Raw genomic sequence first — 22,630 nt, forward strand, 5'->3', positions numbered from 1 at the left:
TATCCGCCCGGCCCCACCGCTCGCCGAGGGTGCCCGGCGTCAGGCACTCCGGCAGGACGCGCCCGCCCGGCCGCCGCACGTCCCCAGGCTGCACCATCGGCGCAGTCCGCTCTCGTCCAGGAACAGCCACCCGCACCGCCGGTCCGGGCAGACCCGCACCGTGAACCGGGCCGGATCGGCGAGCAGCTGCGCGCCGCTGAACGCGGCGGCGTGCACCGGCAGCCGCAGCCCGGCCGCCAGGTCCGGCCACCAGCGGCCGCGTCCGTCGGCCTCACGCCGGAAGACGAGCGTACGGGCGGCGGCCTCGGCGGCCCGCGCGACAGTCTCGAAGGCGGGGCCGTCGTCCGGGTCGACCAAACTGGCGTAGAGCGCGGCGCGGAGCGTACGGGCCTCGCCGAGCACCGCCTCCGCCGCCGCTGGGTCACGGCGGGCGAGGTGCAGCAGGCGGTTCGTCGAGACCTCGTCCACCAGCCCGACGTGACCGGCCCAGACGGCGAGGGTCCGGTAGCCGCGCAGCCACTCGGCGCCGGGCAACGGAGGCTCGTGCCCCCAGCCGGCGAACGTGTTGCAGAAGTCCAGGGCCGGGTGGCCGCCCACGCTCCACGGCAGGCTCTCGTCGCCGACCCGGATCTCGTGCATCGGCCGGCCGGCCCGGTCCAGCCGGTCGTCGCCCGCGAGCACCCGGCGCTGCACCTCCCGGAGCCGGGGTCCCGGCTCGACGCCGAAGTCGGCCACGAGCAGTTCCCGGGTGGTGCGGTAGAGGCGCAGCGCGTCGGCCCGCCGGTCGCCCCGGTACAGCGCGGTCATGAGGACCGCCACGAGGTGTTCCCGGGTCGGGTGCCGGGCGGCCAGCGGCATCAGTTCGGTGATCGCCCGCGCGTGCTGCCCCAGCGCGAGCTGCGCCTCGGCCCGCAGTTCCACGGCGACCAGGCGCAGCTCCTCGACCGTGCCGTGCAGCCGGTCCCGCAACTCGTCGTCCGCCGCGTCGGCGAGCAACGGCCCGCGCCAGAGGGCGAGCCCTCGGTCGAGCGAGCGCACCCGCTCGGCGGGATCGGCGGCTCTCCCGGCCGCCCGGACCAGGTCGGCGAACTCGTCGACGTCGACCCGGTGCCCGTCCTCCTCGACCACGTAGCCCTCGCCCCGGGTGCTGATCCGCACCCCGTAGGGGTTGAGCGAGCCCCGCAGCCGCCCGATGTACGTCTGCACCGCGCTCCGGGCCGTGGCCGGCGGCCGGCCGTTCCAGAGCAGGTCGATGAGGCGGTCGGTCGGCACGACCCGGCCCACGTCGAGCAGCAGCACCCCGAGCAGGCAACGCTCCTGGCGCCGGCTGCCGACCTCGACCGGCCGGCCGTCGTGGCGGGCCTCGAACGGCCCGAGCAGGCGGAACTCCATACCGAACAGGACGATCCGGCCTGGGCCGGGGGTTGTCGCCCGGCGGTGATGGCGTGGTGAGGATCCCGCCCGGCCGGGTCCGCCCGCTCGACGGGGGCCACCCGGCGCGGTGAGCCGGTGGTGATCCGCCCCGGTGATGCTCAGGGTCCGGACCAGCGACGGATGGAGTGGAACATGCGGTTCAGGATGAGTATCGCGGTGGCGAGCGTCGTGGCGGCGGTGGTCGCGGCCCTGCCCGGCTCGGCGTCCGCCGCGCCGGAGCGGCATCTCGCCCTGGGCGCCTGGGAGCCGGCGCCCCAGGCCGCGTTCGAGATGCCCGCCGGCGCGCGATGCGAGTTCGCGGTACGGGTCGAGCCGATCGTGGACGAGGTGCGGAAGCTCACGATCGAGACCTACCCGGACGGCACGCCGAAGCGGGAACTGTTCACCGGCGCACTGATCAACCGGGTGACAAACCTGGAGACCGGTGCCACGTCCACGGCGGACGCGAGCGGCACCTCCCTCGTCGTCTACCGCACCGACGGCTCGATGACCTGGTACGTGACGGGGCCGGTGCTGCTCGGCTTCCGGGAGAACGCGGGCACGCTGCCGAAGGGGCTGTGGATCGTCGACGGCCAGTTCCGGGTGGAGTTCTCCCCCACGTACGACAAGACCATCACGATGCTCCACGGCACGACCCACGACGTCTGCACCGACGTCGACTGATCCGCCGGACGCGGTGGCCGGCGTCGCCGGTCGCCGCGTCAGCCGGCCGGCGCCTCGTAGACCAGGGCCACCGCGATCCCGGCCAGCCCCTCCCCACGCCCGGTGAAGCCCAGGCCGTCGGTGGTGGCCGCGGAGACGGTCACCGGCGCGCCGACCGCCTCGGAGAGCACCCGCTGCGCCTCCTCCCGGCGCGGCCCGATCTTGGGGCGATTGCCGACCACCTGCACCGACACGTTGCCGATCTGGAAGCCGGCCGCCCGTACCCGGCGCGCGCTCTCGGTCAGCAGCGCCACCCCGGACGCGCCCGCCCACTCCGGCTGGTCCACCCCGAAGTTCGCGCCCAGGTCACCGAGACCGGCGGCGGAGAGCAGGGCGTTGCAGGCGGCGTGCGCCGCCACGTCGGCGTCGGAGTGACCGGCCAGGCCGTCCTGGTCCGGCCAGTGCAGGCCCGCGACCCAGCAGGGCCGCCCGGCCGCGAACGCGTGCACGTCGGTGCCGACAGCCACCCGAGGAACGATCATGACCAGAGGGTACGCATACGCCGGGAGAGATCTTGGTAGCAAGGGGCCCCTATGGGGGCCGTTTCGTACCAAGATCTCGAAGCCGCCGAGCGGCGCGCGTCAGGCGCCTGTGGCCAGCAGGTGTTCGGCCAGGGCCAGGTCGAACGGGCGGGTGATCTTCAGGGCCGTCTCGGAGCCGGGTACGCAGGTCACCGCGCCCCCCTGCTTCTCGACCAGCCCGGCGTCGTCGGTCAGCGCGTCAGCCGCCGACCGGTGGGCGGCGACCAGCACCGACCGGCGGAAGCCCTGCGGCGTCTGCACCGCGCGCAGCGCTGACCTGTCGACGGTGCCGAGCACCCGCTCGGCCGCGTCGACCTCCTTGATCGTGTCGACCACCGGCAGCACCGGGATCACCGCGTCGTGCCCGTCGCGGACCGCCGCGGCCACCGACTCGACCAGGTGGGGCGGGGTGAGCGCGCGGGCCGCGTCGTGCACCAGGACGATCTCCGGACCGGCGGGTACGGCTGCGAGGGCGGCCGCCACCGACTCCTGGCGTTCGGCGCCACCGGGCACCACTGTCACCGGGGCGACGGGGGCGAGCATCGCGCGTACCGCCTCGACCTCGGTCGCCGGCGCGGCCACCACGATCGTGTGCACGGAGGGGGCGGCGGCGATCCGGCGGACCGCGTGCACCAGCAGCGGCTCGCCGGCGAGCAACCGGAGTGCCTTCGGGGCGCCGGGTCCGAGGCGTACCCCGGCACCGGCCGCAGGAACGAGGACCGCGACGTCACCGCGCGGATTGAGCTGCGCGGTCACGTCGCGGTCCTCGGATTCGTTCGCTGCGGGGTGGGTAGAGGCAGAGGCGTGGATCAGGCCTCGGTCAGCACCTTGTCGAGCAGCGTCTCGGCCTCGTCCTTGGTGCTCTTCTCCGCCAGCGCGACCTCGCCGACGAGGATGTCACGAGCCTTGGCGAGCATCCGCTTCTCGCCCGCCGACAGGCCCCGCTCCCGCTCCCGGCGCCACAGGTCGCGGACGACCTCGGCCACCTTCAGCGGGTTACCGGAGGCCAGCTTCTCCAGATTCGCCTTGTAACGCCGCGACCAGTTGGTCGGCTCCTCGGTGTGCGGTGCACGGAGCACGTCGAAGACCTTGCCCAGGCCCTCTTCGCCAACCACTTCGCGCACACCCACGATCTCGGCGTTCTCGGCGGGCACCCGGACCGTCAGGTCACCCTGCGCGACCCTCAGGACGAGGTATTCCCTGGGCTCGCCCTTGATGACCCGAGTCTCGATTGCCTCGATGAGTGCGGCCCCGTGGTGGGGGTAAACAACGGTCTCGCCGACACTGAAAACCATAGGTTCGAAACCCCTTTCGCTGTGTCTAGGGTAACACGCTCAGGCACCGATGTCTCACCGCTGTCCTGACCGTTGGCGCAGCTCAGGGGCCCTGTGAGAGGTATTTCTTCAGCTTGACAGGCGGTCAAACCGATGCTTTCGACACGCTCCGTGAGGAACACGTGACAACCCGGTAACGGGTGACGGGAGCGTCCAGATCTAGGGCAATGCGCTCCTTCCATGGTAGCTCCGCAACTCGGTCCGCGCCCAGGTGTGGCGTTACGGCGGCCGGTGCGGGACGCTGGTGAGGGACGTGACGTCCGCTCACCGAGACGTTCCTGGGGGTCCGATGGGCGTGCCTGACGCTGACGGCCAGGGGCCGCCGGACGGGCTGCCCGGCCTGCCCCCGGAGTGGGGCCGGGTGGTCGTACCGGACGACGCCTCGGCGCTCGCCGACGAGGCCCGGCAGGTCCGCCGGGAGCTGCGCCGCGCGCGGCAGGGCTCCGGCCGGCGTACCGGTCCGGCCCGACTCGGGCTGCCCGCGCTGATCCTGCTCGTGTCGGTGCTGGTCACGCTCGCCGGGCTGGCCGCCGTCACCTGGCCACGTGCCGGCGCGCGGTCCGGCGCGCCGACGGTGCTCCCCCGCTCCACCACCGCGCCGCAACCGGTCGGCCCGCTGCCCGCGCTGGACCTGGTCGGCGCGGACGACACGCCGGTACCGCTGCGCAGCCTGCTGCCCTCCATGATCATCCTGGTCGACGCCTGCGCCTGCGCCGAGCAGGTCGGCACCGCGGCACGCGCCGCCCCGCCCGGCGTCACGGTGGTCACCGTGACCGAGGGCCGCAGCGCCGGACCGGCGAGCGTCCCCGGGGTACGCCCGCTCGGCGACCCGGCCGGCGGGCTGCGCTCCTACCTGCACCTGTCGCCCCACCCCGGCACCGCCGCCGCGCTGCTCGTGGACCGGCAGGGCTCACTGGTCCGGGTGGTGCCGGAACTGGGCCCGCTGTCGGACTACGGCGCCGACCTGGCCCGGCTGGGTGGCTGAGCCGCCGGGGGCGAGGACGCGAGCGGGGCGGCCGAGCCGCCGACGCGGGGCGCGCCACAGCGGTCAGTAGAGCGCTTCGAGCCGGGCGTCCAGCTCGGCCCGGCCGCGTACAGCGGTGAACCGCACCAGCACCGGTGCGCCCGTGCCACCCAGCAAGGGCAGCTCCAGTCGCCCGCCGCACCGGAGGAACCGACGCGCGTCGCCGGACCCGGCACCGGAGAGCTGCACGGCGACCGCCCCGTCCCCGGAGCAGCTCACCGTCAGCCGGTAGTCGTCGCCCCGCGAGGGATTCACCTGCCGTACGACCGGCGGCCCGTCCGGCGTCAACGCGGACGTCTCCCGCCACACCACGTGCGACACCTGGAGCACATGCGAGGTGCCGTCGTCCTCGACCCGGATCACCACCGACCGGTCCGGTGCCGTGGCCGGCGCACGGAGTGCCCGGGCCGTCGGGTCGCGCCCCGGTCGTGCCGGCCAGGCGTCGCCTGTCGACGGGTCGACCCGCCAGGTGCGGGCGATGGGTTCGGCGCTCGGGGGCGGCGCCGGCACTGCCGTGACCGCACCCGGCTCCGGTGCCGCCGACCGCCACCAGGCCGCGCCGGCCGCCAGCGCCAGAACGGTCAGGACGGCCAGCAGCACCCGCCCGTCCCGCTCCTCGGAGGCCATGACGGCAGCGTATCCGCGCGGCCCGGGCGGGGCGAGCCGTCAACCCACCCGTTCCAGCAGCACCGCGTAGAGCGTCAGGCCCGGGCCGAACGCGAGCATCACCACCCAGCGCGGCGGTGACGGCTCCGTACGCCACAGCCGGTCCAGGATCAGCAGCACCGTCGGCGACGAGCAGTTTCCGTGCTCGGCGAGCGTCCCCCGGGACGCGGCGAGCCCGTCCGGCGGCAGCGCCAGCTCACGCTCCACCACGTTGAGGATCCGCGGCCCGCCCGGGTGCACCGCCCAGCCGTCCACGTCGGAGCGCTCACACCCGTGCCGGGCCAACAGGTCGTCGACCAGATCCTGCACGTGCCGGGAGAGGACCTGCGGCACCTTCGGCGACAGCCCCATCCGGAACCCGGTGTCGGTGACGTCCCAGGTCATGTGGTCGGCGGTGGACGTGTCGGTGACCGAGGTGACCTCGCGCAGCGCGTACCCCCGGCCGCCGGGGACGACCACGGCGGCGACCGCGGCGTCCGAGAACAGCGCGTGGGAGACGATCTGCTGGGTGTCCACCCGGGCACCCGGCGGCTGGATGTGCAGGCTGGTCAGCTCCGCGCAGAGCAGCAGCGCGGGCCGACCCCGGGCGGTGACGAAGTCGCTCGCCGCGCCCAGCCCGGGCAGAGCCGCGTAGCAGCCCATGTGCCCGACGAACATGCGCTGGGTGCTCGGGGACATGCCCAGGTCCCGGGCGAGCAGGATGTCCAGCCCGGGGGTGGCGTACCCGGTGCACGAGCAGACGATGAACAGCCCGACGTCGGCGGCGTCCAGGCCGGCGGCGGTGAGTGCCCGGCTGACCGCCTCCTTGCCCAACGGCAGCGCCTCGACCTGGTAGCGGCGCATGCGGCGCTCGGTCGGCCACTCCGAGACGTCCTCCAGCAGCGGATTCACCGCCGCCTGCCGCCGGGTCACGCCCGAGTTCGCGAAGATCCGCTCGGCCAGCGCCCGGGTGTTCCCCTGGAAGTGCCCCGCGAAGAAGCCCGTCCACAGCTCGTCCTGCATCGCGGCCGGCGGTTGCGCCGTACCCAGACCCGCGATCACCGGTATGCCCACGTCCCCCACCCCTCGCCCTTCACTCACTCCTCGCGCCCAATTTGGTCACAGCGCCGCCCTTCGTTCGCGACTGCGGGGCTCGCAAACCCGGCTCACTCCTCGCGCTCACCGTGCCGCCCTTCGTTCGCGACCGCGGGGCTCGCAAACCCGGCTCACTCCTCGCGCTCACCGTGCCGCCCTTCGTTCGCGACTGCGGGGCTCGCAAAACCGGCTCACTCCTCGCGCTCACCAACGAGGGAGCGCGCTGTCCCGGTCCGGGTCGCCGCCGAGTGCGGCGATGCCGAGCCAGTCGGCGCACACGTCGGACGTGGCCGGATGCAGCGAGCCGCAGCGGGCGTCCCGGTAGAGCCGCTCCAGCGGATGCCCGCGCCGGGTCGCCGACGTGCCCGCCGCCTCCAGCATCGATGCCGCCACCTCCGCGGCGGTCGTACCGGCCAGCAGCTTGGCCCGCCACACCCAACGGTTCGTCTCCGCGTCGCCGGGCGCCTCGTCGACCCGGCGGGCCGCCTCGGCGACCACCAGTTCGGCGGCGGCGGTGGCCGCGTCGGCCCGGCCCAGGCGCGCCCGTACGGCGGGCAGGCCGGCGAGGTTGCGCGCGTTGAGGTGCTCGGCCGCGGCGTCGATGGCGGCCCGGGCCACGCCGACGTAGACCGCCGCGTAGCTCGCCACCAGCCAGTGCGGCATGAGCTGGGCGACGACCAGGGCCAGCCCCTCGACGCCGCCGAGCAGCCGGTCGGCCGGGACCGTCACGTCCAGGTGCACGTCGTGCGAGGAGGTGGCCCGCATGCCGAGCGAGTCCCAGGTCGACTCGACCGTGATCCCGTCCCCGGCCGGCACCAGGAACTGCGACACCACCGACTGGTCTGCGGCGCTGCGGGCGGCCACCAGGTAGCCGTCCGGGTGGCCGGCGCCGGAGCAGAACGTCTTGCTGCCCTTGATGTGCCAGCCACCCTCGACCGGCTCGTAGACGGTGCTGAGCTGGGACAACCGGGCGCCGGCGCCGCGTTCGCTCATCGCGACCGCGTACCAGGCGCCGTCGGCCGCCGCGCGCAGCAGCCGGTCGCGCGCCGCGAGCGCCTCGTCCGGCACGCCGAGCGCCTCGGCCAGTTCCTCGTTGACCGCGCCCAGCGCGCCGGTGACCGAGGCGTGCATGTTGAACACCAGCGCGGTCGCGCCGTTGCCCCGGGCCAGTTCGGTGGCGACCGCGGCGTACTCCGCGAAGCTCGCACCCGCACCGCCCAGCTCGGGCGGCACCATCAGGCCGAACAGCCCGGCCGCCCGCAGATCCGCGAAGTCGTCCACAGGGAACGAGCCGTCCCGGTCGTGCTCGGCCGCGCGGGCGGCCAGTCGCGGCGCCAACCGGCGGGCCGCCTCCAGCGCGTGCACAGTCATGTCGCCCCCTCCTCGCGTCCTTTACCCCCGGCGGCCCCGGCTACCCGCCCCGGCGCCCCCAGCCCTGGTACAGCACCGCAGTCGACCGGGTCGGCACGATGCGGGGTTCGGTCCGGTCCGGACGGTCGGCGCCGCCGCGCACGCGGCGCAGCAGCCAGGCCAGCGTGCCGCCCAGCTCCGGGCGGACCCCGCGCACCGTCAGCGACACGCCGTGCCGGGCGCACTCGGCGACCAGCGCGCGGGCGTCGACGAACAACCGTGGATCGTGGATGCCGCGCGGCACTGTGGGCAGCCTTTCGCCCAGCTCCACCGCGACCAGCCGGGCCAACAGCGTGTCGTTTAGCGTGTCCAGCACCAGCAGGCCGCCCGGGCGCAGCAGCCGGCACGCCTCGGCGACCGCCCGCCGCCAGTCCGGCACGTGTTCCAGCAGCTCACCGGCGGAGACCACCGCCGCGCACCCGTCGGCCAGCGGCACCGCCGTCGCGTCGGCCTGGACCACAGTCACGCCGTGCGCGGCGGCCTGGTCGAGCGCGGAGCGGGTGAGATCCACCCCGACGTGGCGGTAGCCCTTGCCGGCCAGGTGCGGCGCCAGCAGCCCGGCGCCGCAGCCCAGGTCGACGAGCAGATCGTCCGGCGTGGACGCGGCCGGCACCAGCGCCGCCCGGGCCCGGGCCAGCCAGTGCAGCATCGCGAACGCGCCGTCCGGCCGCCACCACTCACCGGCCAGGTCGTCGTACTGCCGCGGGTCGTTCGGCGGCAGCACCCGGTACGGAGTGGACACCGGCGACGCGTCGGGCATGCGTCGAGCGTGGCACGACTGCCCGGTAACGACCAGACTTCCCTTATGTCGACACGGGTGTTAGGGCTGGTCAGGGCGAGCCATCCGGAACCCGCGGCGGCGGTCACAGTCGTCGCCGCGCTGCTCGCCGCCGGCGTCGGGCACTCCGCGGCAGGCGTGGTGGCGGTGGCGCTGACGGTGCTGGCCAGCCAGCTCGCGGTCGGGTGGAGCAACGACCTGATCGACGCCGACCGGGACGCGGCGGTGGGGCGTACCGACAAACCGGCGACCACCGGCGAGGTCACCCGGCCGACGCTGGCCCGGGCCACCGCGGTGGCCGCCGTCGCCGTGCCGGTGCTGGCGCTGGCCGGCGGCCCGGCCGCGGCGGCCTGCGCCACGCTGGGCCTGGTCTCCGCGCTGCTCTACAACCGGCCGCTGAAGTCGACGCCGGTGTCGGTGCTGCCCTACGCGGTCTCGTTCGGCGCGCTGCCCGCGTTCGTGGTGCTCGCGCTGCCCGGCTCGCCGGTGCCCCCGGCCTGGCTGGTGGGCGCCGCCGCGCTGCTCGGCGCCGGGGCGCACTTCGCCAACGTGCTGCCGGACCTGGCCGACGACGCCCGGACCGGGGTGCGCGGCCTGCCGCACCGGTTCGGGCCGGTGGGCAGCCGGCTGGCCGCCGCCGGGCTGCTGCTCGCGGCCACCGTCGCGCTGGTCCTCGGCCCGCCCGGGCCGCCGTCGTGGACCGGCCTGTCGGCGGTCGCCGCCGCCGTCGCCGTCCCGGCGGTCGGCTGGTACGGGGGACGCGCGACCGCCGGACGCTCGGCGACCGCCTTCCGGGCGGTGCTGGTGGTGGCGCTCATCGATGTGGTGCTGCTGGTGACGAGCGGCCGGCTGGTCTGAGGAGTCCCCTCCGAGGTGGCATTGCCGGGTCCGCGTGCGGGCCTCGATCAGCTCCAACTACCCTGGAGCGCGGTCTGCGCGGGTATGGCCACCCCGTGCCCGGTGGTCGACCGGGCGGGGATCGTGACGAGGAGGACCGACGTGACGCGCTCGATCAGGGGTTCCCGGGGGCCGGCCCTGCTGCTGGCCGGCACGGCGGCGGCGGCGAGCCTGCTGCTGTCCGGGTGCGGCGCCGGGCAGATTTCCGAGACCGCCAACAAGATCCCGTCGGTACAGGGCGTGAACGTCCAGACCTCCGACAACCTGTACAAGGTGCGCGGGCTCTACGTGCAGTTCCCGGGCCCGAAGGGCTACGAGGCCGGGTCGAACGCGCCGGTCAACGTCGTGATCTACAACGACAGCGAGAAGCCGGTGACCGTGACGGTCACCACCGACAGCGCGCGGGAGATCGTGCTCACCGGTTCCGGCGCGGGCGAGAGCGGCGCCGCCACCCCGACCGGCTCGCCCACCGAGCCGGCGACCGCCTCGCCGACCGCCACCGACCCGAGCGCGTCGCCGAGCCAGTCGCTGGAGGTGACCGGGTCGCCGTCGGCCAGCCCGTCGCCGAGCGAGAGCGAGTCCGCGCCCGCCGGCCAGCCGGCCCGGATCGAGATCCCGGCGCTCAGCTACGCCCAGCTCAACGTCGGCAACCCGCGGTTCCTCCAGCTCGTCGGCCTGAACGAGAAGCTGCTCGTCGGCCAGCAGGTCAACCTGACCTTCGACTTCGGCGACGGCAAGGTCGTCAAGACCCCGGCGCCGATCGGCATCCCGCTGACCCCGGAGGCCACGCCGTCGAAGATCGTGAACCCGCGTGAGCACGCCGGTGAGGACGGCGGCGCCGAGGGCGGCCACTGACCTCTCCCTCCTTCCGTCGGCACCGCCGCCGTGGCCAGCGCCACGCCGGCGGTGTCGCCGTTTCGGGTGGGCTTTCGTCGTACGGGCCGGTTAGCGTCCGGTGGTGACCACGCCCCGATCGACCCCCTCCCGCGCCGGCGCCGGCCGCGGTCGCGCCGCCACCCGCGAACCCCGCCCGGCCTACGAGTGCGACGCCTGCGGCCACCAGCCCCCGAAGTGGGTGGGCCGGTGCCCCGAGTGCGGCGAGTGGGGTTCGGTGGTCGAGTGCACCGTCACCGGCCCGATGGTCTCCGGCCGGGTGGTCAGCTCGCGGATGCCGGCCGAGCCGGCCCGGCCGATCGCCACGATCAGCGCCGCGCCCGCCCGGGCCCGTCCCACCGGCGTCAGCGAGCTCGACCGGGTGCTCGGCGGCGGGCTGGTCCCCGGCGCGGTGGTGCTGCTCGCCGGTGAGCCCGGCGTGGGCAAGTCGACGCTGCTGCTCGACGTGGCCCAGCAGTGGGCGGCCGGGGCCGGCAGCCCGTCGCTGGTGGTCAGCGGCGAGGAGTCGGTCAGCCAGGTGCGGTTGCGCGCCGAGCGGATGGGCGCCCTGCACGACCAGCTCTACCTGGCCGCCGAGAGCGACCTGTCGGCGGTGCTCGGCCACCTCGACGCGGTCAAGCCGGGGCTGCTGGTGCTCGACTCGGTGCAGACCATCTCGACCACCGGCACCGAGGGCGTGCCGGGCGGCGTCACCCAGGTCCGCGCGGTCACCGCCGCCCTCGTCGCCGTCGCCAAGGAGCGCGGCATCGCCACCGTGCTCGTCGGGCACGTCACCAAGGACGGCCAGGTGGCCGGCCCCCGGGTGCTGGAGCACCTGGTCGACGTGGTGCTGCACTTCGAGGGCGACAAGCACTCCTCGCTGCGCATGGTGCGCGGCGTGAAGAACCGGTTCGGCGCGGCCGACGAGGTGGGCTGCTTCGAGATGCACGAGGGCGGCATCAGCAGCCTGGCCGACCCGTCCGGCCTGTTCCTGACCCGCTACTCCGAGCCGGTGCCGGGCACGTGCGTGACGGTGGCGATGGAGGGGCGCCGGGCGCTGGTGACCGAGGTGCAGGCGCTGATCGGGGCGACGGTGGCCGGTTCCCCCCGGCGTACCGTCTCCGGCCTCGACAGCGCCCGGCTGGCCATGGTCCTCGCGGTGCTCCAGCGCCGCACCGAGCGGCTCACCCTGCACGACCGGGAGGTCTTCGCCGCCACCGTCGGCGGCATCCGGGTGGTCGAGCCGGCGGCCGACCTGGCCGTGGCGCTGGCTGTCGCCTCCGGCGGGCTCAACCTGGCGCTCAACCCGCATCTGGTGGCCATCGGCGAGGTGGGGCTCACCGGCGAGGTCCGCCGCGTCGGTGCGGTGCCCCGCCGGCTGGCCGAGGCCGCCCGGCTCGGTTTCCGGCTGGCCCTCGTGCCGCCGGGGTGCGGGCCGGAGAGCAGCGGCGCCGGGCCGGAGAACATGCGCGTGATCGAGGTCACTGACGTGCGATCCGCCCTCCAGGCGGCCGCGCGCGCGTCGGCGGAGTGACACGGTGGGATCCGCCGGGCGTTTCCCGGCAGGCCACGCAGCCCGTGACGACCCGCCCGAGCCGGGCATCGTGACACATCACAGTAACCACGAGAGCACCCACCGCATGGCAGTCCGTAGACTGTGCCCGTGCCGATCGACCGCGATGCCACCAAGCCCGCAACGGCGACGCCGCACGCCCGTACCGGCGCCGTGAGCGGCAACCCCGCTCGTGCCATCAGCGTGAGCGTCAACGGAAGCGTCGGCGGCGGGGCCGGCGCCGATCCGCTGCGCGCCAACCTCGCCCTGATGGCTCCCGGCACCGCCCTGCGGGACGGCCTGGAGCGGATCCTGCGCGGCCGCACCGGCGCGCTGATCGTGCTCGGCTACGACAAGGTGGTCGAGCAGATCTGCACCGGCGGCTTCCCGATGGACGTGGAGTTCTCCGCCACCCGGGTCCGTGAGCTGTGCAAGATGGACGGCGCCGTGGTGCTCTCCAGCGACGGCACCCGGATCGTGCAGGCCGGCGCGCACCTGATGCCCGACCCGTCCATCCCCACCGAGGAGTCCGGCACCCGGCACCGCACCGCCGAGCGGGTGGCCCGGCAGACCGGCTACCCGGTCATCTCGGTCAGCCAGTCGATGCGGATCATCAGCCTCTACGTCAACGGCCAGCGGCACGTGCTCGACGACTCGGCGGCCATCCTGTCCCGCGCCAACCAGGCGCTCGCCACGCTGGAGCGCTACAAGCTCCGGCTGGACGAGGTCTCCGGCACGCTCTCCGCGCTGGAGATCGAGGATCTGGTCACCGTCCGCGACGCGGTGGCGGTGGTGCAGCGGCTGGAGATGGTCCGGCGGATCGCCGACGAGATCGCCGGTTACGTGGTGGAACTGGGCACCGACGGTCGCCTGCTGGCCCTTCAGCTCGACGAGCTGATGGCCGGCGTGGATGCCGACCGCACCCTGGTCATCCGCGACTACCTGCCGACCGGCCGCAAGTCGCGCACCCTCGACGAGGCGCTCGTCGAACTCGACCTGCTCAGCGCCACCGAGCTCATCGACCTCGTGGCCGTGGCCAAGGCGATCGGCTACCCGTCCGCCTCCGACGCGCTCGACGCGGCGGTCAGCCCGCGCGGGTTCCGCCTGCTGGCGAAGGTGCCCCGGCTGCCGGTCGCCGTGGTCGACCGGCTGGTGGTGCACTTCGGCAGCCTCCAGCGGCTGCTCGGCGCGACAGTGGAAGACCTCCAGGCGGTCGAGGGCGTGGGCGACGCCCGCGCCCGTGGCGTCCGCGAGGGCCTGTCCCGGCTCGCCGAGGCGAGCATCCTCGAACGGTACGTCTGACCGACCGCTCAGCCGGTGACGGTCAGTTTCACCGGCTCGCTGATCTTGGTGCCGACGCGGGCGAACACCTGGTACGCGCCGATCGCCGCGAAGTCGCCGTTCGCCAGCCCGTTCGCGCACTTGTTGTCCAGCCGGCCGTTCCAGCCCAGCTCGTAGGAACGCTCGAAGTTCGGCGTGAACGACTGCACGTCCGAGCCCTTGCCGGTGCCGCACGTGTCCGACGACCAGATCTTCTCCGCGCCCGACTTGACGTACAGCTCCTGGAGGTCGGCGCCGACGTCCCGGCTGCACGTACGGTTCGACACGTTCTTGACCTTGAGGCGCAGCGTGACCACCGTGCCCCGCTGGGCGGTCGGCGGCACCGCCACCGGCGTCACCAGCAGCTCGGAGTCGGTGCAGGTGCCGTCGTCGGAAACCGGCTGACCGGTCGCGCCGCCGTTGCCGCCCCCGTTGTTCGCGCCCCCGCCGGTGTTCCCGCCGTCGCCGGTGGTGCCGCCACCGGTGTTCCCGCCGCCGTTGTTCGCGCCACCGCCGCCAGCCTCACCCGCTGTCGGTGACGGGCTGCCCGACTGCGGGGTCAGCACCGAACCGGACGGGTCGGGCTGAGCCCCGGCCGAGCCGGTCGGGGACGGGTCCGTACCCGGCGCGCCGGTGTTGCGGTCCGTACCGGTGCAGGAATACAACAGGACAATCAGGAAGAGCAGCCCTGCTCCGAGCACGACGGCACGACGCCGCCAGTACACGGCAGGGGGCAGAGGGCCGACCGTCAGACGCATGATGCGCCTACCGTAGCCGCGCGGCGCACGGCTCGGTGGTCCGACGCGCCGGGAACCCGCCGCCGTACGGCCGCACCCGTCCACACAGGATTCCGAGCGCCACCGTCAGAGGTAGACCTTGCGCTGGTAGATCGCGTGCGCGCCGGCCACCCGGTCGAGGAACAGCAGCCCGGCGCAGTGGTCGATCTCGTGCTGGAGCGCCCGCGCCTCGAAGCCGTCCGTCACCAGCCGCACCGGCTCGCCGCTGCCCGGAAGCGCGCCCTCGACCACCAGGCGGCTGGCCCGCTTCACGTCGCCGGTCAGGTCCGGCACCGACATGCAGCCCTCCCGCCCGGCCTTCCACCGGGACGCCTCCACCACGCGCGCGTTGCAGAGCACGAACGTGCCGTGCACGGTGACCGCCTTCGGATGCCCGGTCACGTCCACGGCGAACACCTGCGCGCTCACCCCGACCTGCGGTGCCGCCAGACCCACGCAACCGGGCGAGACGCGCATCGTCGCCACCAGGTCCGCGGCGAGGCGCACCACCTCCGCCGACGTCGGGTCGACCTCCGGGCCGGGTCGGCTCAGCACCGGCTCCGGCGCGGTGACCACCGGACGTACCGCACCGGGGACGCCGAGCTTCTCCGGTGTCCAGCCGCCCAGGCCCGCGTACTCCGGCCCGGTCACAGCAGATCCGTGTCCGCCGGGCGGAGGCTGACCCCCACGCCCAGCTCCGCGGCCACGCGGGTGAGCCGGCCGGCCACCTCGTCCGACACACCGGGCGGCAACTCGACCTCGGCGACCACCACGTAGAGCGAACCGGTCAGCCGGGTGCTCAGGTCGGTCACGTTCCCGCCCGCGTCGGTCAGCACCCGGGTCATCGCCGCGACGATGCCCATCCGGTCGGCGCCGTGCACCGCCAGCACGTACGGCTCCCCGGTGGGCTCGCTGCCGGCGTCCGGCGTGACCGCGCGTACGGTCGCCAGCAGGTGCCCGTCGGCGGCGAGCGGGGCCAGCGCGGCCTCGACGTCGGCGGCGGCCGGGCCCACGCAGATCAGCGTCATCGCGAAGTGTCCACGCAGCCGGGTCATCGTCGAGTCGGTGAGGTTCGCGCCGAGCCGGGCGAGAACCTCCGCGACGTCGGCCACGATGCCCGGCCGGTCCCGGCCGATGACGGTGATCGCGAGCTCGTTCATTCGGACATTCTGCCCCGTCGTCCATGATCGATCGCGCCCGGCCACCCCGCCCGCCCAACCTGCGGGAAAGACCGCCGTGACATGATCGGCGGCGCGATGTCCGATCCCACATTCGCCACCCAGGTCAGCCGGTGGTACGAGCGCAACGCCCGCGACCTGCCCTGGCGCAAGCCCGGCATCGGCGCCTGGGCGATCCTGGTCTCCGAGGTCATGCTCCAGCAGACCCCCGTGGTCCGGGTGGTGCCCGCCTGGGAGGCGTGGCTGGCCCGCTGGCCCGAGCCGCGCGCGCTCGCCGAGGACACCCCGGCCGAGGCGATCCGGATGTGGGGGCGGCTCGGCTACCCCCGCCGCGCGGTACGCCTGCGCGAGTGCGCGGTGGCGATCGTGGAGCGGCACGGCGGCGTGGTGCCCGACCGGCTCGACCAGTTGCTGGCGCTGCCGGGTGTCGGCACGTACACGGCCCGCGCGGTCGCCGCGTTCGCGTACGGGCAGCGGCACCCGGTGGTGGACACGAACGTCCGACGCGTGGTGTGCCGGGCGATCGCCGGTGAACCCGACGCCGGCCCCACCACCCGTCCGGCCGACCTGGTCGCCACCGAGGAACTGCTGCCGATCGAACCGGCCGCCGCCGCGCTGGCCAGCGCCGCGTTCATGGAACTCGGCGCTGTCGTCTGCACCGCCCGCGCGCCGCGCTGCGCGATCTGCCCGGTCGAGTCGAGCTGCGCCTGGCGGGCCTCCGGGCAGGCCGCACCCACGGGACCGACCCGCCGCCCGCAGCGCTACGCCGGCACCGACCGGCAGGTACGCGGACTGCTGCTTGCGGTGCTGCGGGAGTCCACCGGCCCGGTGCCGCACCAGCGGCTGGACCAGGTGTGGCACGACGACGTGCAGCGGGCCCGTGCGCTTGCCGGCCTGGTCACCGACGGCCTGGTGGAACCGGTGGGCGAGGAGTCGTTCCGCCTGGCCGGCGACGGCCCAGCCGTCCCCCTCCCCTAACCCTCTCCCCCTCCCACCCGCACCCACCCCCTCCCACCCCCACCCCCCGCCCACCCCGTTGATCATGAAGTTAGCGGGGACAAATGGGGCGCTGAGTGCGGTCAACTTCATGATCGACGGGGTCGGGCGACCAGGCAGCGGGGCGGGTGGGGCGGGCGGGCGGGCGGGGGGATGGAAAGGGGACGGCCCCGGTGGCTTTCGCCTACCGGGGCCGTCGCCCTCGAACTGTGCGGAACCCTATGCGGCGTCGTCCGCGCCGGTGGCGGCGGTGCCGCCGAGGTCCGCCGGGACCGCGTCCGGCACGGCGTCCGGCCGGTCCGCGCCCCGGAAGACGAGCTTGGACTTGTCGATGTCCTCCGGGTCGCCCTCGCAGTCCACGACCACGATCTGACCCGGGGTCAGCTCGTTGAACAGGATCCGCTCGGACAGGTTGTCCTCGATGTCGCGCTGGATCGTGCGACGCAGCGGCCGCGCGCCCAGCACCGGGTCGAAGCCCTTCTTCGCGAGGTACTTCTTCGCGTTGTCGGTCAGCTCCAGACCCATGTCCTTGTTCCGCAGCTGGGACTCGATCCGGGCGATCATGATGTCGACGATCGACAGGATCTCGTTCTGACGCAGCTGGTGGAAGACGATGGTGTCGTCGATCCGGTTCAGGAACTCGGGCCGGAAGTGCTGCTTGAGCTCGTCGTTGACCTTCTGCTTCATCCGGTCGTAGTTCGACTCGGAGTCCTCAGAGGCCTGGAAGCCCAGCGACACCGCCTTGGCGACGTCACGCGTACCGAGGTTGGTGGTCAGGATGATGACCGTGTTCTTGAAGTCCACGATCCGGCCCTGGCCGTCGGTGAGGCGCCCGTCCTCCAGGATCTGGAGGAGCGTGTTGAACACGTCCGGGTGGGCCTTCTCGATCTCGTCGAAGAGGACCACCGAGAACGGCCGGCGACGCACCTTCTCGGTCAGCTGCCCGCCCTCGTCGTAGCCGACGTAGCCGGGAGGGGCACCGACGAGCCGGGACACCGTGTACCGGTCGTGGAACTCCGACATGTCGAGCTGGATGAGGGCGTCCTCGCTGCCGAACAGGAACTCGGCGAGCGCCTTGGACAGCTCGGTCTTACCGACGCCGGACGGGCCGGCGAAGATGAACGAGCCGGAGGGGCGCTTCGGGTCCTTCAGGCCGGCCCGGGTACGCCGGATCGCCTTCGAGACCGCCTTGACCGCGTCCTCCTGGCCGATGACGCGCTTGTGCAGCTCGTCCTCCATGCGCAGCAGGCGCGAGGTCTCCTCCTCGGTCAGCTTGTAGACCGGGATGCCGGTCCAGTTGCCGAGCACCTCGGCGATCTGCTCGTCGTCGACCTCGCTGACGACGTCCAGGTCACCGGCCTTCCACTCCTTCTCCCGCTGCGCCTTCTGACCCAGCAGCTGCTTCTCGGTGTCGCGCAGCTGGGCGGCCCGCTCGAAGTCCTGCGCGTCGATCGCGGACTCCTTGTCGCGGCGCACCTGGGCGATGCGCTCGTCGAAGTCGCGCAGGTCCGGCGGCGCGGTCATCCGGCGGATCCGCATCCGGGCGCCGGCCTCGTCGATCAGGTCGATCGCCTTGTCCGGCAGGAACCGGTCGGAGATGTACCGGTCGGCCAGCGTCGCGGCGGCGACCAGCGCGGCGTCGGTGATGGAGACGCGGTGGTGGGCCTCGTAGCGGTCCCGCAGGCCCTTGAGGATCTCGATGGTGTGGGCCAGCGACGGCTCACCCACCTGGATCGGCTGGAAACGACGCTCCAGAGCGGCGTCCTTCTCCAGGTGCTTGCGGTACTCGTCGAGCGTGGTGGCGCCGATGGTCTGCAGCTCACCACGGGCCAGCATCGGCTTGAGGATGCTGGCGGCGTCGATCGCGCCCTCGGCCGCGCCCGCGCCGACGAGGGTGTGGATCTCGTCGATGAACAGGATGATGTCGCCGCGGGTGCGGATCTCCTTGAGCACCTTCTTCAGGCGCTCCTCGAAGTCACCGCGGTAGCGGGAACCGGCAACCAGGGCACCGAGGTCGAGCGTGTAGAGCTGCTTGTCCTTCAGCGTCTCGGGCACCTCGCCCTTGATGATCTTCTGGGACAGGCCCTCCACCACGGCGGTCTTGCCGACGCCGGGCTCGCCGATCAGCACCGGGTTGTTCTTGGTGCGGCGGGACAGCACCTGCATGACCCGCTCGATCTCCTTCTCGCGCCCGATGACCGGGTCGAGCTTGCCCTCGCGGGCGGCCTGGGTCAGGTTGCGGCCGAACTGGTCCAGCACGAGGCTGGTCGACGGCGCGGCCTCACCCGGGGCGGCACCGGCGGCGGCCGGCTCCTTGCCCTGGTAGCCGGAGAGCAGCTGGATGACCTGCTGGCGCACCCGGTTCAGGTCGGCGCCCAGCTTCACCAGGACCTGGGCGGCGACGCCCTCGCCCTCGCGGATCAGGCCGAGCAGGATGTGCTCGGTGCCGATGTAGTTGTGGCCGAGCTGCAGCGCCTCGCGCAGCGACAGCTCCAGCACCTTCTTGGCCCGCGGCGTGAACGGGATGTGCCCGCTCGGCGCCTGCTGGCCCTGGCCGATGATCTCCTCGACCTGCTGACGCACGCCCTCCAGGGAGATGCCGAGGCTCTCCAGGGCCTTTGCCGCGACACCCTCACCCTCGTGGATCAGGCCCAGCAGGATGTGTTCCGTACCGATGTAGTTGTGGTTGAGCATCCGGGCCTCTTCTTGGGCCAGGACGACAACCCGTCGCGCTCGGTCGGTGAACCGCTCGAACATGCCCTCGTGCTCCTCACGTGCCGTGCGCCTTGATGGTCAGATCTCGGCGGGGCCGGTGCGCGGACGTCCGGGACGGGCGTCCGTGCCTCCTTACTCTATCGCCGCGGACCGTCTCCGCTGAGGTCGTGTGCCCCCGCGAATGACCGTTCCGACGTCGTTTCTGACAACCGTCCACGCTCAGGAGGTGTTCCGGGGCCCCTGCCTGTACGCGCAGAGCGAAATTCGACCGGCACCCGAACGGCCGGTCGAGTGGACCGGAGGCGGCACCGATGGGTCCGCCGGGTCGTCCACAGCCTGTGGATGAACTCTCCACCGCCTGTGGACAACCACCCCGGGCGGGGATTTCTTCCCGGCGGCGCCGCCACCCGCGCCGGGGTGGGCCGGACCGGACATCCGGCATTCGTCGGGGACGTCGGGGACGTCGGGGCGCAACGGTGACCCCGGTACGGAAACGGCGACGCCGGCCCGGAGTCGTACTCCGGTCCGGCGTCGGCGTCGCCCGTGACGAGGGTGGGGTCAGTGCCCCGCCTTCGCGTGGTACTCGTCCACGATCTCCTGCGGGATACGGCCCCGGTCGGAGATGTCCTTGCCGGCCTTCTTGGCCCACTCGCGGATGGCCCGGTTCTGCTCGCGGTCGGCGGTCGCGCCGCCCCGGCCCCGAGCGGCCCGGCCGCCCACGACCACGCCCCCGCGACCGACCTTCGTTCCGTTCGCGATGTACGGCGCGAATACGTCGCGCAATTTCCCGGCGTTGGAAGCGGAGAGGTCGATCTCGTACTGCACGCCGTCGAGCGCGAACTTGACGGTCTCGTCAGCGTCCCCGCCGTCCAGGTCATCGACCAGCTTGTGAATGATCTGCTTGGCCACGTCCCACATTCCTTTCGAGCAGGGTTGTACTCCTGCAATACAACGAGCACAATAACCCGTCCGGCGCTTGTTCCGTCAATAGGACGGGGTAACGAGCCGGAGAAGGCTTGCGGGGAGCGCCTACTCGGGCCGGACCAACGGGAACAGGATCGTTTCCCGAATTCCGAGTCCCGTCAGCGCCATCAGCAGCCGGTCGATTCCCATTCCCATGCCGCCGGACGGCGGCATTCCATACTCCATCGCTCGGAGAAAGTCCTCGTCCAGCCGCATCGCCTCGTCGTCGCCGCGCGCCGCGAGCTGCGCCTGGGCCACCAGGCGCTCCCGCTGCACGACCGGGTCGACCAGCTCCGAGTACGCGGTGCCCAGCTCGAATCCGAGCACGTAGAGGTCCCACTTCTCGGCCAGGCCCGGCTCGCTGCGGTGGGCCCGGGTCAGCGGGCTGGTCTCCTCCGGGTAGTCCATGACGAACGTCGGCGCCTGAAGGGACGGCACGACCAGTTCCTCGAACAACTCCTCGGCCAGCTTGCCCGGTCCCCACTTCGGGTCGACGGAGAGACCGACCTTGTCCGCGTACTCGACCAGGCGCGCCCTTTCGGTGCGGACGGTGACCTCCTCACCGAGCGCTTCGGAAAGAACACCGAACAGCGTCACCGACCGCCACTCGCCGCCCAGATCGAACTCGCGGCCGTCGGCGTGGGTCACCACCGTCGAGCCGGCGACCGCCACCGCGGCCTGCTGTACGAGATTTCGGGTCAGCTCGGCCATCGTGTGGTAGTCGCCGTACGCCTGGTACGCCTCCAGCATCGCGAACTCCGGCGAGTGCGAAGAGTCGATGCCCTCATTACGGAAGTTGCGGTTGATCTCGAAGACGCGGTCCACGCCACCGACGACCGCACGCTTGAGAAACAGTTCCGGCGCGATTCGCAGATACAGATCCGTGTCGAGCGCATTGCTGTGGGTCACGAATGGGCGTGCCGCCGCACCGCCGTGCAGCAGTTGCAGCATCGGGGTCTCGACCTCGACGAAGTCCTGCCCGTGCAGGGTGTCGCGCAGACTGCGTACGGCGGTGGCCCGGGTGCGGACCATCTGCCGGGCCTGCGGGCGGACCACCAGGTCCACGTAGCGCTGGCGGACCCGGGACTCCTCGCTCAGCGGCTTGTGCGCCACCGGCAGCGGGCGCAGCGCCTTGGCGGTGACCGCCCACTCCTCGGCGAGAACGGACAGCTCGCCACGGCGGCTGGTGATCACCTCGCCGGTCACGCCGACGTGGTCACCGAGGTCGACCAGGCGCTTCCAGTCGGCCAGCCGCTCGGCGCCGACCCGATCCAGCGAGAGCATCGCCTGGACCTCGGTGCCGTCACCGTCCCGAAGCGTCGCGAAGCAGAGCTTGCCGGTGTTGCGAATGAAGATCACCCGGCCGGTGACCGAGACCCGGTCGCCGGTGGCGGTGTCCGTGGGCAGGTCGGCGTAGCGCTCCCGCAGCCGCGCGAGCGTGGTGGTCCGCGGGAAGCCGACCGGGTACGGCTCGACGCCCTCGGCGAGCATCCGGTCCCGCTTCTCCCGGCGGACCTTCATCTGCTCGGGAAGGTCGTCGGCGGGGTCTGTTGGCAGGGCGTTCTGCTCGGTCACGGCACGCTTCCTCAAGCCTTGGGAACATCGGCGGGGTCAGCACATGAGCGTACTCAAGCGCCGTGGCGGCCGTTACGGGATAACCTGCCCGCCATGACCGACCCCACTGCGGCGCTCTCGTTCGGCGCGGCCGCGGCCGACTACGACCGGTTCCGTCCCCGCTATCCGGAGGCGGCGCTGCGCTGGGCGCTGGACGGGCTGCACGACGCCCGGGTGGTCGATCTCGGCGCGGGCACCGGCATCCTCACCCGCGGGCTCCGGGCGCTGACCGGGCCGGTGGCTCAGGTCGTACCCGTGGAACCGGATCCGGGGATGCGGGCGCAACTGGCCGCCGCCACGCCCGGTACGACGGCGCTCGCCGGCAGCGCCGAGGCGGTGCCGCTGCCGGACGGCTCGGCGGACGCGGTGCTGGTCGGGCAGGCCTACCACTGGTTCGACCGGGAGCCGGCGCACGCCGAGGTGGCCCGCGTGCTGCGCCCGGGCGGCACGTTCGCGCCGGTCTGGAACATCCGCGACGAGCGGGTCGGCTGGGTCGCGGAGCTGAGCCGGATCGCCCACCTCGGCGACAACGCGGGCGACGTGACGCAGCGGTACGCGGACTTCGGCCCCGCCTTCACCGACGTCGAGGTCGGCGAGTTCCCGCACGCCACCACACTCACGCCGGACGAGGTGGTGGGCATGCTGCACACCCGCTCGTACTGGCTGACGGCCGACGCGGACGAGCGGCGGCGGGTCGACGCGGAGCTGGCGGAGCTGTTCGCCTCCCACCCGGACCTGACCGGCCGGGAGACGGTCGAGCTGCCCTACCGGACGTTCGTGCTGCGGGCCCGCCGCCGCTGACC

Annotated in this window: 22 protein-coding genes; 8 read left to right on the forward strand and 14 right to left on the reverse strand. The window is 73.2% G+C overall.

The window, feature by feature from the left end:
* Positions 1-39: 39 nt before the first annotated feature.
* Positions 40-1,392, reverse strand: coding sequence for a BTAD domain-containing putative transcriptional regulator (locus ACN27D_RS11650; protein WP_421499101.1), 1,353 nt, complete (start codon positions 1,390-1,392; stop codon positions 40-42).
* 174 nt (positions 1,393-1,566) lie between these two features.
* Between ACN27D_RS11650 and ACN27D_RS11655 the strand changes: the two genes are divergently transcribed.
* Positions 1,567-2,097 carry a hypothetical protein gene (locus tag ACN27D_RS11655; protein ID WP_421499102.1) on the forward strand — a complete coding sequence of 177 codons (531 nt, stop codon included), beginning with the start codon at positions 1,567-1,569 and terminating at the stop codon, positions 2,095-2,097.
* A gap of 38 nt (positions 2,098-2,135) precedes the next feature.
* On the opposite strand, the gene ispF is transcribed toward ACN27D_RS11655, so the two are convergent.
* The 3 genes from ispF to ACN27D_RS11670 form a co-directional block, all read right to left on the reverse strand.
* The gene (ispF, locus tag ACN27D_RS11660; protein WP_104114853.1) at positions 2,136-2,618 is read right to left on the reverse strand and encodes a 2-C-methyl-D-erythritol 2,4-cyclodiphosphate synthase; all 483 of its coding nucleotides are present in this window, start codon (positions 2,616-2,618) and stop codon (positions 2,136-2,138) included.
* 99 nt (positions 2,619-2,717) lie between these two features.
* The gene (gene ispD, locus ACN27D_RS11665; RefSeq protein WP_421499103.1) at positions 2,718-3,413 is read right to left on the reverse strand and encodes a 2-C-methyl-D-erythritol 4-phosphate cytidylyltransferase; all 696 of its coding nucleotides are present in this window, start codon (positions 3,411-3,413) and stop codon (positions 2,718-2,720) included.
* A gap of 53 nt (positions 3,414-3,466) precedes the next feature.
* Positions 3,467-3,952: a CarD family transcriptional regulator gene (locus tag ACN27D_RS11670; RefSeq protein WP_013288937.1), complete on the reverse strand. Its 486-nt coding sequence runs from the start codon at positions 3,950-3,952 to the stop codon at positions 3,467-3,469.
* Between the two features lie 328 nt (positions 3,953-4,280).
* Between ACN27D_RS11670 and ACN27D_RS11675 the strand changes: the two genes are divergently transcribed.
* On the forward strand, positions 4,281-4,976 hold the full coding sequence (locus ACN27D_RS11675; RefSeq protein WP_121685896.1) for a hypothetical protein: 696 nt from the start codon (positions 4,281-4,283) through the stop codon (positions 4,974-4,976).
* Between the two features lie 63 nt (positions 4,977-5,039).
* Here ACN27D_RS11675 and ACN27D_RS11680 read toward each other — a convergent pair whose 3' ends face one another.
* The 4 genes from ACN27D_RS11680 to ACN27D_RS11695 form a co-directional block, all read right to left on the reverse strand.
* Positions 5,040-5,642 (reverse strand): hypothetical protein, encoded by a 603-nt coding sequence (locus ACN27D_RS11680; RefSeq protein WP_120572819.1) that lies wholly within the window; start codon positions 5,640-5,642, stop codon positions 5,040-5,042.
* 39 nt (positions 5,643-5,681) lie between these two features.
* On the reverse strand, positions 5,682-6,734 hold the full coding sequence (locus ACN27D_RS11685; RefSeq protein WP_121685905.1) for a type III polyketide synthase: 1,053 nt from the start codon (positions 6,732-6,734) through the stop codon (positions 5,682-5,684).
* 225 nt (positions 6,735-6,959) lie between these two features.
* Positions 6,960-8,126, reverse strand: a complete 1,167-nt coding sequence (locus ACN27D_RS11690) for an acyl-CoA dehydrogenase family protein (RefSeq protein WP_421499104.1) — start codon at positions 8,124-8,126, stop codon at positions 6,960-6,962.
* Positions 8,127-8,166: 40 nt separating this feature from the next.
* Positions 8,167-8,925 carry a methyltransferase domain-containing protein gene (locus tag ACN27D_RS11695; protein ID WP_421499105.1) on the reverse strand — a complete coding sequence of 253 codons (759 nt, stop codon included), beginning with the start codon at positions 8,923-8,925 and terminating at the stop codon, positions 8,167-8,169.
* Positions 8,926-8,970: 45 nt separating this feature from the next.
* Here ACN27D_RS11695 and ACN27D_RS11700 point away from each other — a divergent pair, with 45 nt between their 5' ends.
* From ACN27D_RS11700 to disA, 4 genes are all read left to right on the forward strand, one after another.
* Positions 8,971-9,801, forward strand: a complete 831-nt coding sequence (locus tag ACN27D_RS11700) for a UbiA family prenyltransferase (protein WP_421499106.1) — start codon at positions 8,971-8,973, stop codon at positions 9,799-9,801.
* A 141-nt stretch (positions 9,802-9,942) separates the two neighbouring features.
* Positions 9,943-10,695: a hypothetical protein gene (locus ACN27D_RS11705; protein WP_421499107.1), complete on the forward strand. Its 753-nt coding sequence runs from the start codon at positions 9,943-9,945 to the stop codon at positions 10,693-10,695.
* A 103-nt stretch (positions 10,696-10,798) separates the two neighbouring features.
* A complete protein-coding gene (gene radA / locus ACN27D_RS11710; RefSeq protein ID WP_358174019.1) occupies positions 10,799-12,247 on the forward strand; it encodes a DNA repair protein RadA in 1,449 nt (482 codons plus the stop codon).
* 129 nt (positions 12,248-12,376) lie between these two features.
* A complete protein-coding gene (gene disA, locus ACN27D_RS11715; protein ID WP_013288946.1) occupies positions 12,377-13,567 on the forward strand; it encodes a DNA integrity scanning diadenylate cyclase DisA in 1,191 nt (396 codons plus the stop codon).
* A gap of 8 nt (positions 13,568-13,575) precedes the next feature.
* Here disA and ACN27D_RS11720 read toward each other — a convergent pair whose 3' ends face one another.
* From ACN27D_RS11720 to ACN27D_RS11730, 3 genes are all read right to left on the reverse strand, one after another.
* Entirely contained in the window at positions 13,576-14,343 is a 768-nt protein-coding gene (locus ACN27D_RS11720; protein ID WP_421499108.1) for a hypothetical protein, read from the reverse strand.
* A gap of 105 nt (positions 14,344-14,448) precedes the next feature.
* Entirely contained in the window at positions 14,449-15,012 is a 564-nt protein-coding gene (locus ACN27D_RS11725; RefSeq protein ID WP_091047297.1) for a peptide deformylase, read from the reverse strand.
* Positions 15,009-15,521 (reverse strand): glycine cleavage system protein R, encoded by a 513-nt coding sequence (locus ACN27D_RS11730; RefSeq protein ID WP_073829205.1) that lies wholly within the window; start codon positions 15,519-15,521, stop codon positions 15,009-15,011. The genes ACN27D_RS11725 and ACN27D_RS11730 overlap by 4 nt, the downstream gene beginning before the upstream one ends.
* 96 nt (positions 15,522-15,617) lie before the next feature.
* Between ACN27D_RS11730 and ACN27D_RS11735 the strand changes: the two genes are divergently transcribed.
* Complete coding sequence (locus tag ACN27D_RS11735; RefSeq protein ID WP_421499109.1) at positions 15,618-16,517, forward strand: A/G-specific adenine glycosylase; 900 nt, start codon at positions 15,618-15,620, stop codon at positions 16,515-16,517.
* A 237-nt stretch (positions 16,518-16,754) separates the two neighbouring features.
* Here ACN27D_RS11735 and ACN27D_RS11740 read toward each other — a convergent pair whose 3' ends face one another.
* The 3 genes from ACN27D_RS11740 to lysS all read right to left on the reverse strand — a co-directional run bounded on the left by ACN27D_RS11740 (position 16,755) and on the right by lysS (position 21,788).
* A complete protein-coding gene (locus ACN27D_RS11740) occupies positions 16,755-19,292 on the reverse strand; it encodes an ATP-dependent Clp protease ATP-binding subunit (RefSeq protein ID WP_120572812.1) in 2,538 nt (845 codons plus the stop codon).
* A gap of 516 nt (positions 19,293-19,808) precedes the next feature.
* Positions 19,809-20,159, reverse strand: a complete 351-nt coding sequence (locus ACN27D_RS11745) for a histone-like nucleoid-structuring protein Lsr2 (protein WP_013288952.1) — start codon at positions 20,157-20,159, stop codon at positions 19,809-19,811.
* A gap of 120 nt (positions 20,160-20,279) precedes the next feature.
* On the reverse strand, positions 20,280-21,788 hold the full coding sequence (gene lysS / locus ACN27D_RS11750; RefSeq protein ID WP_121683619.1) for a lysine--tRNA ligase: 1,509 nt from the start codon (positions 21,786-21,788) through the stop codon (positions 20,280-20,282).
* A gap of 93 nt (positions 21,789-21,881) precedes the next feature.
* Between lysS and ACN27D_RS11755 the strand changes: the two genes are divergently transcribed.
* Positions 21,882-22,628, forward strand: a complete 747-nt coding sequence (locus tag ACN27D_RS11755; protein ID WP_421499110.1) for a class I SAM-dependent methyltransferase — start codon at positions 21,882-21,884, stop codon at positions 22,626-22,628.
* The last annotated feature ends 2 nt before the right edge of the window (positions 22,629-22,630 follow it).

Origin of the sequence: Micromonospora sp. WMMD1274 (assembly GCF_049179035.1) — a bacterium.
Lineage (GTDB): Bacteria > Actinomycetota > Actinomycetes > Mycobacteriales > Micromonosporaceae > Micromonospora > Micromonospora tulbaghiae.